16 protein-coding genes are annotated in these 16235 nt (G+C 58.6%); 10 read left to right on the top strand and 6 right to left on the bottom strand.

Features of this window, described 5'->3' with window-relative positions; genetic code table 11:
* The first annotated feature begins 9 nt into the window (after positions 1–9).
* Entirely contained in the window at positions 10–1359 is a 1350-nt protein-coding gene (locus tag CCX46_RS23465) for a carbohydrate porin (RefSeq protein WP_127929493.1), read from the top strand.
* 113 nt (positions 1360–1472) lie between these two features.
* Positions 1473–2327, top strand: a complete 855-nt coding sequence (locus CCX46_RS23460) for a D-hexose-6-phosphate mutarotase (protein WP_127929492.1) — start codon at positions 1473–1475, stop codon at positions 2325–2327.
* A gap of 208 nt (positions 2328–2535) precedes the next feature.
* Here the strand turns inward: CCX46_RS23460 and CCX46_RS23455 are convergent, their stop codons facing one another.
* Positions 2536–3396: a MurR/RpiR family transcriptional regulator gene (locus CCX46_RS23455; protein ID WP_171057240.1), complete on the bottom strand. Its 861-nt coding sequence runs from the start codon at positions 3394–3396 to the stop codon at positions 2536–2538.
* A 226-nt stretch (positions 3397–3622) separates the two neighbouring features.
* On the opposite strand from CCX46_RS23455, the gene zwf reads away from it, so the two are divergent.
* The 4 genes from zwf to CCX46_RS23435 all read left to right on the top strand — a co-directional run bounded on the left by zwf (position 3623) and on the right by CCX46_RS23435 (position 7222).
* Positions 3623–5089: a glucose-6-phosphate dehydrogenase gene (gene zwf / locus CCX46_RS23450; RefSeq protein WP_127929491.1), complete on the top strand. Its 1467-nt coding sequence runs from the start codon at positions 3623–3625 to the stop codon at positions 5087–5089.
* A complete protein-coding gene (gene pgl, locus CCX46_RS23445) occupies positions 5076–5789 on the top strand; it encodes a 6-phosphogluconolactonase (RefSeq protein WP_127929490.1) in 714 nt (237 codons plus the stop codon). The genes zwf and pgl overlap by 14 nt, the downstream gene beginning before the upstream one ends.
* Before the next feature lie 17 nt (positions 5790–5806).
* Entirely contained in the window at positions 5807–6472 is a 666-nt protein-coding gene (locus tag CCX46_RS23440; RefSeq protein WP_008082815.1) for a bifunctional 4-hydroxy-2-oxoglutarate aldolase/2-dehydro-3-deoxy-phosphogluconate aldolase, read from the top strand.
* Positions 6473–6643: 171 nt separating this feature from the next.
* The gene (locus tag CCX46_RS23435; protein ID WP_127929489.1) at positions 6644–7222 is read left to right on the top strand and encodes a hypothetical protein; all 579 of its coding nucleotides are present in this window, start codon (positions 6644–6646) and stop codon (positions 7220–7222) included.
* On the opposite strand, the gene CCX46_RS23430 is transcribed toward CCX46_RS23435, so the two are convergent.
* Together CCX46_RS23430 and CCX46_RS23425 are read right to left on the bottom strand one after the other, a co-directional pair.
* Positions 7219–8400, bottom strand: a complete 1182-nt coding sequence (locus tag CCX46_RS23430) for an aminotransferase class V-fold PLP-dependent enzyme (protein ID WP_127929488.1) — start codon at positions 8398–8400, stop codon at positions 7219–7221. The genes CCX46_RS23435 and CCX46_RS23430 overlap by 4 nt on opposite strands.
* A gap of 30 nt (positions 8401–8430) precedes the next feature.
* On the bottom strand, positions 8431–8667 hold the full coding sequence (locus CCX46_RS23425) for a DUF3820 family protein (RefSeq protein ID WP_003227425.1): 237 nt from the start codon (positions 8665–8667) through the stop codon (positions 8431–8433).
* A gap of 205 nt (positions 8668–8872) precedes the next feature.
* Between CCX46_RS23425 and CCX46_RS23420 the strand changes: the two genes are divergently transcribed.
* Positions 8873–9340, top strand: coding sequence for a ferritin-like domain-containing protein (locus CCX46_RS23420; RefSeq protein WP_016983691.1), 468 nt, complete (start codon positions 8873–8875; stop codon positions 9338–9340).
* A gap of 260 nt (positions 9341–9600) precedes the next feature.
* Here the strand turns inward: CCX46_RS23420 and CCX46_RS23415 are convergent, their stop codons facing one another.
* Both CCX46_RS23415 and CCX46_RS23410 read right to left on the bottom strand, forming a co-directional pair.
* Positions 9601–10071, bottom strand: coding sequence for a MaoC family dehydratase (locus CCX46_RS23415; RefSeq protein WP_003227420.1), 471 nt, complete (start codon positions 10069–10071; stop codon positions 9601–9603).
* A gap of 42 nt (positions 10072–10113) precedes the next feature.
* Positions 10114–11058, bottom strand: coding sequence for an alpha/beta hydrolase (locus tag CCX46_RS23410; protein WP_127929487.1), 945 nt, complete (start codon positions 11056–11058; stop codon positions 10114–10116).
* 200 nt (positions 11059–11258) lie between these two features.
* Here CCX46_RS23410 and fadD2 point away from each other — a divergent pair, with 200 nt between their 5' ends.
* Positions 11259–12947, top strand: a complete 1689-nt coding sequence (gene fadD2, locus CCX46_RS23405) for a long-chain-fatty-acid--CoA ligase FadD2 (RefSeq protein WP_127929486.1) — start codon at positions 11259–11261, stop codon at positions 12945–12947.
* A gap of 346 nt (positions 12948–13293) precedes the next feature.
* Complete coding sequence (gene fadD1 / locus CCX46_RS23400; protein ID WP_127929485.1) at positions 13294–14991, top strand: long-chain-fatty-acid--CoA ligase FadD1; 1698 nt, start codon at positions 13294–13296, stop codon at positions 14989–14991.
* Positions 14992–15332: 341 nt separating this feature from the next.
* On the opposite strand, the gene CCX46_RS23395 is transcribed toward fadD1, so the two are convergent.
* Entirely contained in the window at positions 15333–15710 is a 378-nt protein-coding gene (locus CCX46_RS23395; RefSeq protein ID WP_007917843.1) for a hypothetical protein, read from the bottom strand.
* Positions 15711–15908: 198 nt separating this feature from the next.
* Between CCX46_RS23395 and CCX46_RS23390 the strand changes: the two genes are divergently transcribed.
* Positions 15909–16100, top strand: coding sequence for a CsbD family protein (locus CCX46_RS23390; protein WP_008082339.1), 192 nt, complete (start codon positions 15909–15911; stop codon positions 16098–16100).
* Positions 16101–16235 lie beyond the last annotated feature (135 nt).

Genomic DNA, 16235 nt, shown 5'->3' with positions numbered 1-16235 from the left:
GATGTAGGGATGAAAAAGAAACACGTCAATGCCCGGTTGATCTGCCAAGTGTCAGCTGCGGCGGCATTGGTGCTGGCCGGTAACGCCATGGCGGCGGATGCCTTCAGCTCCGACTCGAAATGGATGACCGGCGACTGGGGTGGCGAGCGTACCAAGCTGATCGAGCAGGGTATCGACATCAAGGCTGACTACGTTGGGGAAATGGGCGCCAACCTGCACGGCGGCTACAACGATGACAAGACCGGACGTTACAGCGACCAGTTCGGTCTGGGCGTGGCACTCGATCTGCAAAAGCTCTGGGGCTGGGATAACACCCAGGCGAAGATCCAGCTGACCAACCGTAACGGCTACAACATCTCCAACGACCGCGTTGGCGATCCGCGTGCCGGCACCTTGAGCTCCTCGCAAGAAGTTTACGGTCGTGGCCACATGGTGCGTCTGACCCAGTTGTGGATTCAGCACCAGTTCTTCGACAACAAGCTCGACGTCAAGGCCGGTTACTTCGGTGAAGGCGAAGACTTCAACACCTTCCCGTGCGACTTCCAGAACCTCGCGTTCTGCGGCTCCCAAGTGGGTAACTGGGCGACCAACATCTGGTACAACTGGCCCGTCAGCCAGGCCGCGATCCGTGTGAAGTACAACATCAACGACGAGCTCTACGCGCAAATCGGTGCGTACAACCAGAACCCGTCGCAGCTGGAACACGGCAACGGCTTCAAGCTCAGCGGCAGCGGCACCAAAGGTACTGTGTTGCCGGTCGAGCTGGTCTGGTCGCCGAAGGTCAACAGCCTGCCCGGCGAATACCGCGTCGGTTACTACAAGAGCACGGCCGATGCCGATGACGTACGTGAAGACGTCAACGGTTTCGACGCGGCTACCACTGGCGACGCCTACAAGTCTCACAACAGCAAAAGCGGTTACTGGTTCGTCGCGCAACAGCAACTCACCAGCCATAACGGTGATGCGACTCGCGGTCTGAACATCGCCGCCAACGCCACGTTCCACGACAAGGACACCAACTTCATCGACAACTACCAGTCGGTGATGTTTGTCTACAAAGGCCCGTTTGACGCGCGTCCGAAGGATGACGTCGGTATCGGCGCGGCGCGTATCCACGTCAACGACGACGTGAAGAAAAACGCCGAGCTGCTGAATGCATCCAACGGTGTGTCGGACTACGACAATCCGGTGTTCTCGCCGATTCGTGAAACCGAATACAACTACGAGATCAACTACGGCTTCCACGTCACCAACTGGCTGACCGTACGTCCTAACCTGCAGTACATCACTCACCCGGGTGGTGTGGATGAAGTCGATAACGCATTGGTCGCTGGCCTGAAAATTCAGTCTACGTTCTAACGCGTCTGCGATAAGCTCCTCTCTATGTGCGCATATTTGCGGACAGCCAAGGCTGTCCGCTTTTTTTTGGGGGCAGGCGCAGCCCGTCACAGATGAATTCGGAACCGTGGCCAATGCATGAGCATCCGCTACAACGCTTCTTCAAATCCCTGCGTGAACAACCGGTGTTCGCCTGGGAGCGCTATCAGATGCGCGACGTGTTGGTGATCGATCACCCGCTGTGTCAGGCGGTGTTCAGTCGTCAGGGCGCGCAGTTGCTGCACTTTCAGCCGCGCGGGCAAAAGCCGTGGTTGTGGTGTGCGGCGAAGTGGCCGCATGTCGGTGCCATTCGCGGTGGTGTGCCGGTGTGTTGGCCGTGGTATGGCCGTCATCCGAGCGAAAACGCCTGGCCATCGCATGGTTGGGCGCGTTTGCTCGACTGGAAGTTGCTCGACAGCAGCAGCGCCGAAGATGGCGTGCGCCTGCACTGGCAATTGCAGCTGTGCGACTGGCAGGTTGACCTGCACGCACATCTGGGTGAACGCATGGAATTACGCCTGAGCACCGAGCATCAGGACGACATGCCGTGCCAGTTGAGCCAGGCTTTGCACGCTTACTGGCGTATTGGCGATGTCGGCGAGATAGCGCTGTCTGGGCTCGAAGGGGCGCAGGGTTATGACCAGTTGAATCGCCAGTCTTGCCAGCAGGAAGGCGAGTTGCGGGTGGATGGCGGGTGTCAGCGGGTGTTCCAGCATGACGGCGAATTGCAGCTGAAAGATCACGCCTGGCAGCGTGAGTTGTGTATTGATACCGGTGACAGTGCCGACACAGTGGTCTGGCATCCGGGCGCGCGGCCGTTGTTGGGCGTGACGTGGGATGAGATTTCCGAGTTTGTCTGTGTGGAAGCGGCGGCGGGCGGGACGGACAGTCTGCATCTGGCGCCGGGGGAGAAGGCGCATTTGAGTTTGCAGGCGTGGGCGGCGGCTTGAGTGTGTCAGTCACATCGTAGCCCCTCACCCTAGCCCTCTCCCGGAGGGAGAGGGGACTGATTGCGGGATGCTGAAGAGTTACGCCGACGTGAAAGTGCAGTGCTGAATCCATAATCGACTGGATATTTCAGGTCGATGTACCGCGCAAGACCCCTCGGTCGGCCCCCTCTCCCTCCGGGAGAGGGCTGGGGTGAGGGGCTTTTGATCTTTAGTTGAATTCATCCCCAACCGGATACCGGCTGGCATTCAAGCTCTCTTTGATCTTGCGCAAATGCGGCTGGAAATCCACCCCGCGACGCAAGGTCATCCCCGTCGCCAACACATCCAGCACGGTCAACTGAATGATCCGCGAAGTCATCGGCATATAGATGTCGGTGTCTTCCGGCAACGGAATATTCAGGCTCAAGGTACTGGCCTTGGCCAGCGGCGAATTCTCCGCCGTCAAACCCAACACCGAAGCACCGTTCTCGCGAGCAATACGCGCCACTTCCACCAGCTCACGGGTACGGCCGGTGTAGGAAATGATCACGAACAACTCACCGGTGTGCGCCACCGAGGCAATCATCCGCTGCATCAGCACATCGGCGTGCGCGGTAACGGCGAGGTTGAAGCGGAAGAACTTGTGCTGCGCATCCAGTGCCACTGGTGCCGAAGCGCCAAGCCCGAAGAAGTGGATCTGCCGCGCCTGAATCAACAGGTCGACGGCGCGGCTGATCAGGTTCGGATCGAGCGCCTGGCAAGCACTGTCCAGCGAGGCGATCGCACTGCCGAAAATCTTCTGCGTGTAGGCCTCGGGATTGTCGTCGGCCTCGACCGCGCGGCTGACATACGCCGCGCCACTGGCCAGGCTCTGCGCCAGTTGCAGCTTGAGCTCGGGGTAGCCGCTGACACCGAACGAACGGCAGAAACGGTTGACCGTCGGCTCGCTCACCGAGGCTGCCTGGGCGAGGGCGGCGATGCTGAAGCGGGTGGCCTGCTGCGGGTTGAGCAGGATCACCTCGGCGACTTTGCGTTCGGCCTTGTTCAGGTCTTCAAGGCGACTCTGGATCTGTTCCAGTAAATTTCGCACGCGGTCCATATGGAATTCCTAATTCACCTGCGCAAAGGTGCGCCGGGCTATGCAAATTGGGCCTTTGATATGGCCCGTAACGGTGGCCTATCCTACTGATGGCTCCGACCGACCACCACACGGAATCTGTATTTTGCGAAAATGTTGTGGTTATTACTACATTTTCCCTTGAGTGATGCCTTGAAAAAAGGTATTTGTAGCTTAACTTGATAAAAGAACAAACATCATGCCTTCGATTACGGTTGAACCGTGCACCTTTGCCTTGTTCGGCGCGCTTGGCGATCTGGCCCTGCGCAAGCTGTTTCCCGCCCTTTATCACCTCGATGGCGCCGACCTGCTGCATGAGGACACGCGGATCATCGCGCTGGCCCGTGAAGAAGGTTCCGAGCAACAGCACATGGCGTTCATCGCCGCCGAATTGCGTCGCTACGTCGGCAAAGAGCTGGACGAGGCCGTCGCTGAGCGCTTTCTCTCACGCCTGACCTACCTGCACGTCGACTTCCTCAAGGCTGAAGACTATGTGGCGCTGGCCGAACTGGCCGGCAGCACGCAGCGCATGATTGCCTACTTCGCCACGCCGGCAGCAGTGTACGGCGCGATCTGCGAGAACCTGGCGAAAGTCGGTCTGGCAGAAAACACCCGTGTGGTACTGGAAAAACCGATCGGCTCCGACCTCGAATCGTCGCGCAAGGTGAACGACGCGGTAGCGCAGTTCTTCCCGGAAAACCGCACCTACCGCATCGACCATTACCTGGGCAAAGAAACCGTTCAGAACCTGATCGCCCTGCGTTTCGCCAACAGCCTGTTCGAAACCCAGTGGAACCAGAATTACATCTCCCACGTGGAAATCACCGTGGCCGAGAAGGTCGGCATCGAAGGCCGTTGGGGCTACTTCGACAAGGCCGGCCAACTGCGCGACATGATCCAGAATCACCTGTTGCAGTTGCTCTGCCTGATCGCCATGGACCCGCCGGCTGATCTGTCCGCCGACAGCATCCGCGACGAAAAGGTAAAAGTACTCAAGGCGCTGGCGCCGATCAGCCCGGAAGGCCTGACCACCCAAGTGGTGCGCGGCCAGTACATCGCCGGTCACAGCGAAGGCAAATCCGTACCGGGTTACCTCGAAGAACCGAATTCCAATACCCAGAGCGACACCGAAACCTTCGTCGCCCTGCGTGCCGACATCCGCAACTGGCGCTGGGCCGGCGTGCCGTTCTACCTGCGTACCGGCAAGCGTATGCCGCAGAAACTGTCGCAGATCGTCATCCACTTCAAGGAGCCGTCGCACTACATCTTCGCCCCTGAGCAGCGCTTGCAGATCAGCAACAAACTGATCATCCGCCTGCAACCGGACGAAGGCATTTCCTTGCGCGTGATGACCAAAGAGCAGGGCCTGGACAAAGGCATGCAACTGCGCAGCGGCCCGCTGCAACTGAATTTCTCCGACACCTGGCGTAGCGCGCGGATCCCCGATGCCTACGAGCGGTTGTTGCTGGAAGTGATGAACGGCAATCAGAACCTGTTTGTCCGTAAAGATGAAATCGAAGCCGCGTGGAAGTGGTGTGACCAGCTGATCGCCGGGTGGAAAAAATCCGGTGACGCGCCCAAGCCGTATGCGGCCGGGTCGTGGGGGCCGATGAGCTCCATTGCATTGATCACGCGGGACGGGAGGTCGTGGTATGGCGATATCTGATGTGCAACTGCCTGCGGGCGTGAACGCTCACGAATTCAAGAGCCCGGTGCTGTTGGCCGAAGGTCTGGCGCTGAATGTTGCCAAGCAATTGAGCGAGGCCATTGCGGCGCGCGGCAACGCGGTGCTGGTGGTGTCGGGCGGTCGTAGCCCGGTGGCGTTTTTCCAGCACCTGGCGAAGCAGGATCTGGACTGGTCGAAGGTCGTCGTGACCCTCGCCGACGAGCGCTGGGTGCCGGTTGAACACGCCGACAGCAATGCCGGCCTGCTCAAGCAATACCTGCTCAAAGGCCCGGCGGCGAAAGCGCAGTTCCTCAGTCTTTATAGCGCTGCAGCGAACGTCGAGCAGGCAGCCGAGCAAGCCGACCGCTTGCTCGCCGAACTGCCGCCGATTGACGTGCTGGTGCTGGGCATGGGCGATGACGGCCACACCGCGTCGCTGTTCCCCGACAGCCCGAACCTTGCCGAAGCTCTGCAAGCTGATGGCACACGCCGTTGCTGGCCGATGCTGGCGCCAAGCGTGCCGCGTCAGCGTCTGACCATGAGCCGTGCGCTGCTGGCCTCGGCCCGTCACAAGATTCTGTCGATTTCCGGTCAGTCGAAACTGACCACCCTGAATGCCGCACTGGCATCCGATGACGTCGCCGCCATGCCGGTGCGCGCGTTTCTGCAACCTACGTTAGAGATTTACTGGTGCCCATGAGCCAAGGAACAGCCGCTATGACAACCCCATCCCCGACCGTTTCCATGGCGGACAAAGTTGCCCTGATCGACAGCCTCTGCGCCAAGGCGCGAATCCTGCCGGTGATCACCATCGCTCGCGAACAGGACGTGCTGCCGCTGGCCGACGCTCTGGCCGCCGGTGGTCTGACCGCGCTGGAAGTGACCCTGCGTTCGCAGTTCGGCCTCAAGGCCATTCAGATCCTGCGCGACCAGCGCCCTGAACTGATGACCGGTGCCGGCACCGTGCTCGATCGCAACATGCTCGCGGCTGCCGAAGCTGCCGGTTCGCAGTTCATCGTCACCCCGGGCATCACCCGTGATTTGCTGGAAGCCAGCGTCGACAGCCCGATTCCGCTGTTGCCGGGCATCAGCAACGCTTCCGGCATCATGGAAGGCTACGGTCTGGGTTATCGCCGCTTCAAGCTGTTCCCGGCTGAAGTCAGCGGTGGCGTGGCGGCAATCAAGGCCCTTGGCGGCCCGTTCGGCGAAGTGAAATTCTGCCCGACTGGCGGCGTCGGCCCGGCCAACATCAAAAGCTACATGGCGCTGAAAAACGTCATGTGCGTGGGCGGTAGCTGGATGCTTGATCCGGAGTGGATCAAGAACGGCGACTGGGCGCGTATTCAGGAATGTACCGCCGAGGCGCTGGCGCTGCTGGACTGATTGTTACCAGACACTTCGTTGTGTGTTCTACGGCTTTACGGTGCGCTTGGTCGGTGCACCGTTTTTTTTGCCTCGAAGAAAGTGTCAGGACATCACGCGATACATAGTTACCGCACAACTGCGTTTGCGTGGCGCTAATCTGCGTTCATCTTACGGAAGAGAGAACGCCTCATGGACGACCATCAATCTGTAGCCTTCAAACACCCACCCTTGCATCAACGGCAACCGCCAATCGTTGGCAGCATCGATTGGCGCGAAACCGAAGAAAAGGTGCGCAACATCAGCCGCGGCGTCGAAGGCCTGCCACTGGTATTGCGTCTGGCCCTGGTCGACGCCATGACCGGTGAGCCAGTGGTTGACGCCCAGGTTCGGATCGAACAGAACATTGGCGCCGACAGCCTCTGCGGCACCCAATCGACCGACAGCCAAGGCATCGTGCGGTTTACCAGTATTTACCCGGATCAGCAGTCTGCCGGTGCGTCATGCATCGCCATGACCGTGTGCATCGCCAGTGATGATCAACGTCCGCAGTCACATCAGGAGGCCTGGGCAGGACGGCTGCATCTTCCCAATGCCTGTAACTGTGAAGCCGCAGGGGATGATGCCTCGCGGCTGGTGTTGCGACCGATTGGCGGGGAAGGTCTGGAGGACGGCTACTTCGGTAGCCTGACGATCGGCGTCGACACCTTTGCGGTGTCATCGCAGATCGGCGTGGCGGGCTACGACAAATACCTGATCACAGTGTTTTAGCGCAGTTCGTTCAGCGCGCGCACCAGCAACTGCATGTCGGCAGCGGTGGTGGTCAGCCCCGGAGTGATACGGATGCTCGGCCCGCTGGCGGCACCGTTGCGCACCACGGTGAACAGGTTGTAGTCGTTGAGCAGACGCTCAGCCATCGCCTGTTGATCGTCGTGCCGGGTGAAGCGCAGCGATGTGATGCCGCAATACAGCCGTGGATCGTCTGGCGTCATCACCTCGATACCCGGCAAGTGTCGCACCGAGCTGACCCACAGATTGCGCAGATAATTGACGCGAGCGCCTTTGGCCGCTGCGCCGCCGAGGGAGCGATGCTCTTCGAACACCAGCGGCAAGGTCATCAGCGCCGGAATGTTGGGCGTGCTGTAGGAGGTGCGCGCACGGATGTCATTTACCGGGTAATGCATTTCCCCCATGTCCGGATCGATGTCGGCCAAGCGTTGCGGCGAGATATACAGGAAGCCGAGGGTGAGCGGTGCGCCGATCCACTTGTGCAGGTTGTAGCCGGCGAAGGCAATGCCCAGCGCTTCAAGATTGAAGTCGATCTGACCGAGCGCGTGGGCGCCGTCGAGGATGACATCGACCCCGTGTTCCTTGGCGAGCGCAGCGATGGCCTGCACGGGCATGACCAGGCCGGTGCGGTGAGTGACGTGAGTCAGGGCCATCAGCTTGATCTTCGGTTGGCCGATGAACGTTTCGCGGTAAGTCTCCAGCAGACTGTCGTAACTTGCCGGGTGCGTATGGGCAATCTCGATCACCTCAGCACCGCGATGTCTGGCCAGCCAGCGCATGGCGCCTTTGACCGTGTCGTATTCCAGATCACTGATCAGCACCTGATCGCCCGGTTGCAGGCGGTTGTAGTTGCGGATCAGCGATTGCAGGCCTTCGGTGGCGTTACGGGTGAAGGCTACGCTCTGCGCGCGCACGCCGATCAGCTCGGCCAGTTGCGCGCGGATATCGAGGTTGTCGTGCTGCTCGAAACGCTGGCGCACGTATACCGAATTGCTGGTGTTGATCAGCTCGATATTGCGCTGGTACTCCTCGATCACCGTGCGCGACATGCGCCCGAAGTAACCGTTTTCCAGGTTCACGGGGCCGGGTTGAACGTCGTAACGGTCGGCGAACGTTTGCCAAAAGGCTTCGTCACGGGCGCGGCGGGTGTTATCGGGCATGGTCGGCTGACTCTGAGAGAGGAGGGCGCTTCAGTGGCGCGGGGCAGGTTTGCCGTGTTTGGCGCGCAGTGGTTCGAGCAGGTCCGAGAGGCCGTTATGGTCGATCTCCTGCATCAGCGCGAGCAAGCCACCGAGTTCGCCGTGCGGAAAACCTTCGCGGGCAAACCAGTTCAGGTACGGCCCCGGCAGGTCGGCAATGATCCGGCCCTTGTACTTGCCGAAGGGCATTTCGCGGGTTATCAGCAGTTCGAGTTTTTCGGGATTCATCAGTGAGATCGTCTGGCTTCAAATCAGCTTGGAAAATACAGGCATTCTGCATGCAGGCCAAATGACAGATCATGCAAATAACCGTGATACAGATAGTTCACTTATATTTAACTTATTGATAAATAACGATTTTTTATCAATAAAAAAGCTGGCACGCACACTGCAATATCCCTTGCATCTTCAACCAATCGCAAGGAATTGAAAAATGACCGATATGAATAAAGAAGCCATCTCTGTACTCAATGACCTGATTGAAACCAGCAAGGACGGTCAGGAAGGGTTCAAGACTTGCGCTGAAGACATCAAGCATCCAGAACTGAAAACCCTGTTCGTCACTCGTTCTGCCGATTGCGCCACTGCTGCAGCTGAGCTGCAAGCTGAAGTTCGCAAGCTGGGCGGCGATCCGGAAACTTCCACCAGCGTCAGCGGTGACCTGCACCGTCGCTGGGTCGACGTCAAAGCCATGTTCACCGGCAAGGACGAAGAGGCTGTGCTGAACGAAGCCGAGCGCGGTGAAGACCACGCATTGAAGGCTTACAAAGAAGCCCTCGAGAAAATCAGCAAGCATAATCTGGTGGGTATTCGTGATCTGGTTGAACGCCAGTATCACGGCGTACAACGTAACCACGATCAGGTGAAAGCCCTGCGTAACCAGGCTCGCGCTCGCTCTTAAGCGTTCGCCGGGTACAAAAAACGCCAGCGAGTCTGGCGTTTTTTTATGTCTGGGGAAAGCCAAAGCAAGAGCCCCTCACCCTAGCCCTCTCCCGGAGGGAAGGGGACTGACCGAGGTGTTTTTTCGAGCTACATCGACCTGAAATATCCAGTCGAACTCAAAACCTGAAAACAGCGGAGATCGGCTCCCTTCCCCCTCGCCCCCTTGGGGGAGAGGGCTGGGGTGAGGGGGAAAGCTCTCACTGACACACCACAAATCAATCAGCCAATGCTGATCGCCGGCAAAGTCGGCAACGTCACCGTCTGCTGCTTACGCGGCGCCAGAATCTCCGCCTCGCCATCCACCACCAACTCATCACGCTGGTTGAACACACGAGTGGCAATGCGCACACGAAACTTCGGCAGTTTCTCGAGAATTTCCAGACGCACGGTCAGCGTGTCACCGATCTTCACCGGTTTCTGAAAACTCATCTGCTGGCCAATATAAATAGTGCCCGGCCCAGGCAGTTCACAGGCCACCGCTGCACTGATCAAAGCACCGCTGAACATGCCGTGAGCGATACGCTCCTTGAACATGCTCGCGGCGGCAAACTCGGCGTCCAGGTGCACCGGGTTGTGGTCGCCCGACATCGCGGCAAACAGTTGGATGTCGCGCTCTTCGACGGTCTTGCTGTAGCTGGCAGTCTGGCCGACTTCGAGGGCTTCGTAAGGGATGTTGGTAACCTGGGTCATCGGTCTCGATTCCTGTAACGGATTCAATGAATCCACAAAAAATTACTCGCTGCGATGAGGGCGCGGATGGCTCAAGGCCTGATCGATCCAGGCCAGCACATCAGCGATCACTTCATCGCGGTTGGTTTCGTTGAACAATTCGTGCCGCGCCTGCGGGTAGATCTGCAGTTGCAGGTTCTGGCTGCCGGCCGTGCGCAAGGCATTGGCCAGATCTGTCAGACGCTTGCCTTCACTCACCGGATCACATTCGCCGCCGATTACCAGCAGCGGCAAGCCCGGATCGATCTGCGCGAGATTGGACGCTTTGCTGATCTGCTGCAAGCCGCCGAGCAGGTCGATCCACAGTTGATTGGTGCAGCGAAAGCCACACAGTGGATCGTTGGCGTACAGGTCAACCTCGGCCGGGTCGCGACTCAGCCAGTCGAACGCTGTGCGCGCCGGTTTGAATTTGTTGTTGAACGAGCCGAACGACAGCCATTCGATCAGCGCGCTACGGCCCTTGCCACCCTGACGCAGTTTTTCCAGACGGGCGATCTGCCGCGCGGCGCCGTACAGCGCAACGGGCTGAAAGTTTGAACCACTGAGAATCGCCCCGTTCAGGCTGGCGCTGTGGTGCAGCAGATAACCTTGGGCGAGGTAGCTGCCCATGCTGTGCCCTAACAGGATGATCGGTACACCGGGGTGTTGCTGGCCGATGTGTTGATTGAGGCTGGCCAGATCGCCGAGCACTTTGCACCAGCCATCGTCATCGGCGAAGTGGCCAAGGGTGCCGTAATTGGCGGTTTTGCCATGTCCGCGCAAATCCGGGGCATACACGCCATATCCTTTGTCGCAAAACGTTTCGGCCAGTCGCGCATAGCGGCCGCTGTGTTCGGCCATGCCATGGGCCAGCAGGATCACCGCTTTCAACGGCGCTGCCGGCAGCCATTGATTGACGAATAGGCGGCTGCGGTCACTCGCATCCAGCCATAAGGTGTCGTGGATCATGGCGCTTCCTTTGCTCAGAGTCGGAACATTGTATAGCGCGTCTGATCAGCCCACGCCACGGCAGGAAGATTCACACGATCAATGACGGCTTTGTCTATATTTGCCTCAATGGCCATAACTGCTAGTGTCCGTGAAGCTCCGCTTTTTCAGAAATGACAGAAAGCGGCCCCGGATCGGCTCAGGTAAAGAGGACAAGAACAATGCAACCTGATTTCTGGAACGACAAACGCCCGGCCGGCGTACCGCTGGACATCGACATGGGTGAGTTCAAGTCGGTGATCGAGGTATTCGAGCGTTCCTGCAAGAAGTTCGCCGACCGCCCGGCATTCAGCAACATGGGCATCACCCTGACTTATGCCGAACTCGAACGCCAGAGCGCTGCGTTCGCCGGTTACCTGCAAGCGCATACCGATCTGGTGCCGGGCGATCGCATCGCGGTGCAGATGCCCAATGTCCTGCACTATCCGATAGCCGTGTTCGGTGCCTTGCGCGCCGGGTTGATCGTGGTCAACACCAACCCGTTGTACACCGCGCGGGAGATGCGCCACCAGTTCAAGGATTCCGGCGCGCGGGCGCTGGTGTACCTGAACATGTTCGGCCAGAAAGTCCAGGAAGTGCTGCCCGACACCGACATTCAATACCTGATCGAAGCGAAGATGGGCGACCTGATGCCCACCGCCAAGGGCTGGCTGGTGAATACCGTGGTCAGCAAAGTGAAGAAAATGGTCCCGGCGTATTCACTGCCGCAGGCGATCTCCTTCAAAAGCGCACTGCGCATGGGCCGAGGTCTGGGCATCAAGCCGCTGAAAGCCAGCCTCGACGACATCGCCGTGCTGCAATACACCGGTGGCACCACCGGCCTGGCCAAAGGTGCGATGCTCACTCACGGCAATCTGGTGGCGAACATGCAACAAGTGCGCGCCTGTCTCGCCCAACTCGGCCCGGACGGCCAGCCGCTGCTGCGCGAAGGCCAGGAAGTGATGATCGCGCCGTTGCCGCTGTACCACATCTATGCCTTCACCGCGAACTGCATGTGCATGATGGTTTCCGGCAACCACAACGTGCTGATCACCAATCCGCGCGACATCGCCGGGTTCATCAAGGAGCTGAAGAACTGGCGCTTCTCGGCGCTGCTGGGCTTGAACACCTTGTTCGTGGCGCTGATGGATCACGCGGATTTCAAGACGCTCGATTTCTCCAGCCTGAAGCTCACCAACTCTGGTGGCACCGCGCTGGTCAAGGCTACCGCCGAGCGCTGGGAGCAGATGACCGGGTGCCGCATCACTGAAGGTTACGGTCTCACCGAAACCTCGCCGGTGGCCTGCACCAACCCGTACGGCGATCAATCGCGTCTGGGCACGGTCGGCTTGCCGGTGCCGGGCACGTTGCTGAAAATCATCAACGATGACGGTGTTGAACAGCCGATGGGCGAGCGTGGCGAGTTGTGCATCAAGGGCCCGCAGATCATGAAGGGCTACTGGCACAAACCGGAAGCCACGGCCGAAGTGCTGGATGCCGAGGGCTGGTTCAAGTCCGGCGATATTGCGGTGATTGATCCGGACGGTTTTGTGCGCATTGTCGATCGCAAGAAGGACATGATCATCGTCTCCGGTTTCAACGTTTATCCGAATGAAATCGAAGACGTGGTGATGGCCCATCCGAAAGTCGCCAACTGCGCGGTGATCGGCGTGCCGGACGAGCGTTCGGGCGAGGCGGTGAAGCTGTTCGTGGTGGCGCGGGAAACCGGGGTCAGCCTTGAAGAGCTCAAGGCCTACTGCAAAGAGAATTTCACCGCGTATAAGGTGCCGAAACACATCGTATTGCGTGAGTCATTGCCGATGACGCCTGTCGGGAAAATTCTGCGGCGTGAGTTGCGCGATATCGCGTAAAAGTCAAAAACACAAAGATCGCAGCCTTCGGCAGCTCCTACTTGGAATGCATTTCCTGCAGGAGTTGCCGAAGGCTGCGATCTTTTGCTTTAAGTCCCCGAAAACCGGGGCTTCAAAGGTGTTCTAGGATTTTTGCTCTAAAATGACTGCTAGGTAGTCTTGAGTCATCATAGTGACTGTAGGGGCCGCTTTTGGCTCTAGTCGACCCTTGGCAAAGCTGCTACTCTCGGCGCGCTTTGTGACTTCTCGGCCTATATAAAAGCCAGATTCACCAATACCAAACACACACCAATAATAATCGCATCAAATGCGGTGAAGAATTCGCGTTGCTGAGGAGTGGGCTTCCATGATCGAAGACTTTTGGAAGGATAAATACCCGGCTGGAATTGCTGCCGACATCAATCCGGACGAGTATCCGAACATTCAGGCAGTGTTGAAGCAATCCTGCCAACGCTTCGCCAACAAACCGGCTTTCAGCAACCTGGGCAAGACAATCACCTACGGTGAATTGTACGAATTGTCCGGTGCGTTTGCCGCGTATCTGCAACAGCATACCGATTTGCAGCCCGGTGATCGAATCGCCGTGCAACTGCCCAACGTTCTGCAGTACCCGGTGGCCGTCTTCGGTGCGATTCGCGCCGGGCTGATCGTGGTCAACACCAACCCGCTGTACACCGCGCGGGAAATGGAACACCAATTCAATGACTCCGGTGCCAAAGCCCTGGTTTGCCTGGCGAACATGGCGCATCTGGCCGAAGCCGTAGTGCCGAAAACCGGCGTCAAACACGTTATCGTCACCGAAGTCGCCGACCTGCTGCCGCCGATCAAGCGCCTGCTGATCAACAGCGTCATCAAGTACGTGAAGAAAATGGTCCCGGCCTATCACCTGCCCAAAGCCGTCAAGTTCAACGACGTGCTGAGCAAGGGCCAGGGCCAGCCGGTGGCCGAAGCCAATCCGCACAGCGGCGACGTGGCGGTGCTGCAATACACCGGCGGGACCACGGGCGTGGCCAAGGGCGCGATGCTGACCCATCGCAACCTCGTCGCCAACATGCTGCAGTGCAAAGCGCTGATGGGTTCCAACCTCAACGAAGGTTGCGAGATCCTGATCACGCCGCTGCCGCTGTACCACATCTATGCGTTCACCTTTCATTGCATGGCGATGATGCTGATCGGCAACCACAACATCCTGATCAGCAACCCGCGCGACCTGCCGGCGATGGTCAAGGAACTGTCGAAGTGGAAGTTCAGCGGTTTTGTTGGTCTCAACACGCTGTTCGTGGCGCTGTGCAACAACGAAGGTTTCCGCAAGCTGGATTTCTCGGCGCTGAAAGTCACCTTGTCCGGCGGCATGGCCCTGCAACTGGCCGCTGCCGAGCGCTGGAAAGCGGTCACCGGTTGCGCCATCTGCGAAGGTTACGGCATGACCGAAACCAGCCCGGTGGCCACGGTCAACCCGATCCAGCACATCCAGATCGGCACCATCGGTATTCCGGTGCCATCGACGCTGTGCAAAGTCATCGACGATGCCGGTGTCGAGCAGCCGCTGGGTGAAATCGGCGAACTGTGCGTCAAGGGCCCGCAAGTGATGAAGGGCTACTGGCAGCGTCAGGAAGCCACCGATGAAATGCTCGACAGCGAAGGCTGGCTGAAGACCGGTGATATCGCGCTGATCCAGCCGGACGGCTACATGCGCATTGTCGATCGCAAGAAAGACATGATTCTGGTCTCCGGTTTCAACGTTTATCCGAACGAACTGGAAGATGTGCTGGCGACCCTGCCGGGCGTGTTGCAGTGCGCGGCCATTGGTGTGCCCGACGAGAAGTCGGGTGAGGCGATCAAGATTTTCATCGTTGCCAAACCGGGTGTGACCCTGACCAAAGAGCAGGTGATGGACCATATGCGCGCCAACGTCACGGGCTACAAGGTGCCGCGTTCGGTGGAGTTTCGCGATGCGCTGCCGACCACCAACGTCGGCAAGATTCTGCGTCGCGAGTTGCGGGATGAAGAGCTGAAGAAGATCAAGGCCAAGTCCGCCGCTTAAAACACGAAGCCCCGCAGATGCGGGGCTTTTTGTTGGTGCAAGGCTGTAGATTTGCAGTGATTGGTAAATCTACCCCCTCACCCCAGCCCTCTCCCCCAAGGGGGCGAGGGGGAAGGGAGCAGATCGGGGCTTTTCAGAACCTGAGTTCAACTCAGGAATCTCAGGTCGGTGTATCTCGCCCGAATACCTCGGTCAGTTCCTTTTCCCAATGGGCGAGGAGGGGGGGGAGCCGATCGGATGCTGTTCAGAACCTGAGTTCGACTCGATATTTCAGGTCGGTGTAGCGTGTCCAGCCAACTCGGTCAGTCCCCTCTCCCTCTGGGAGAGGGTTAGGGTGAGGGCTATTGACGGAACGGCGCAAAATTCACGTTGGTCCCCGCCGGACGCATGTCCTGCAGATACGAATCCTTGTCCGCACTCAATTCCAGGCTCAATGCCGCTTTGCGCTTGCCTTCATTGCGAATCACCAGCCCTTCAAGCTTTTCACGCAGGAACACCGTTGGCACTTTCAGGTGCAGCAGTTCGTCGGTGGCTGGGGTGTGCATCAGCAAGTGAATCCACTCGTACTGACCGATGGCCAGACGCGACACCGGCAGGTCGAACCACCAGATGTTGCGGTTACGGTTCAGTTCGGCGAAGTGGCAGTTGTTGGTGCCGAGCACGGCACCGCCCAGTTCCTTGTTGCGTCGGGCGATGGCCTGCGTTTTATCGAGTTTCATAACATTCCTGCGGGATCGGTTCATTGGCGCACGGCGCCCATATGTTGCGCATTCTCGGGGCTTCGCACGCAAACATAAAGCCCAACCTGCACGCCACGACGAAATGAACCCCCGAAAATAAATGAAACTTGGCGCAAACCCGGCCAGTCAATCATTACGTACTGACTTTTCCCCCTAAATGCACCAAGGAGAAACACCATGAGTAGCACAGGCGATAAAGTAAAAGGCATGGCCAACGAAGCGGTCGGCAACGTCAAGCAAGGCGTCGGTAAAGCCACCGACAACACCAAGCTGCAAGCCGAAGGCAAGATTCAAGAGAAAAAAGGCGAAGCCCAGCAAGCGGTCGGCAAAGCCAAGGACGCGGTCAAAAAAGGCGTCGACAAGGCGTAATCCAGCCTTGAACGAAATACATGAACGGCCATCCAAGGATGGCCGTTTTTGTGTCAAAAACCTGCGGCAACCCTACGAGGTTAGCCAAACAGGCTACCGTGATGTAAAAAACGGCCCCTGAGTCGCCACGACTTC

Origin of the sequence: Pseudomonas sp. RU47, assembly GCF_004011755.1 — a bacterium.
Taxonomy (GTDB): Bacteria; Pseudomonadota; Gammaproteobacteria; order Pseudomonadales; family Pseudomonadaceae; genus Aquipseudomonas.
This window is presented reverse-complemented; position numbering and strand designations above follow the sequence as displayed.